1 protein-coding gene and 1 pseudogene are annotated in these 588 nt (G+C 46.3%); both read right to left on the reverse strand.

Annotated features, from left to right (window positions below):
* A partial coding sequence (locus R7Q46_RS28740; protein WP_318078518.1) for an ABC transporter ATP-binding protein occupies nucleotides 1-463 on the reverse strand: 463 nt, incomplete at its 3' end.
* A pseudogene (locus R7Q46_RS28745) lies at nucleotides 463-588 on the reverse strand (ABC transporter permease); the annotation flags it as partial. The pseudogene R7Q46_RS28745 and the gene R7Q46_RS28740, both read right to left, overlap by 1 nt.

Raw genomic sequence — 588 nt, forward strand, 5'->3', positions numbered from 1 at the left:
GAATACGAGGTTTAACCACGAGCGCTCGGGCTAACGCCACACGCTGACGTTGGCCTCCAGAAAGTTGGTGTGGGTAGTGTTTTTCTTTGCCTTTTAAGTCAACTAACGCTAGGACTTTTGTCACTTCGTGTTGAATTTCATCAGAGGCGAGTTTCTTCATTTTCAAGCCAAAGGCGATGTTGCCCTCAACCGTCATGTTTGGAAACAGCGCGTAAGACTGAAAAACCATACCGATGCCTCTTTCTTGTGGCACTTGGTGGGTGATCTCTTCGCCATTTACCCAGATTTCGCCACCATCAACCGGATTTAAACCCGCAAGACTGCGAAGTAGGGTGGATTTACCACAGCCACTAGGCCCTAAAAGCGTGATGAACTCGCCTTGTTCGATAGCGAATTGAATGTCTTCAAATACCGTATTATCACCAAAACGTTTGGTGAGGTTTTTTGCGGTTACGTAACTCATTATTTGACTCCTCGGCTGAAACGACTTGCCAACCAAGTCAGTAAGAAAATAAACAGGAAATAGGTCATCACGAGCGCAGATGTGAAGTGGCCGCTGGTTTGACGCATGTTGTACAAGTAGATTTG

It is taken from the genome of Vibrio sp. 811 (assembly GCF_033339195.1).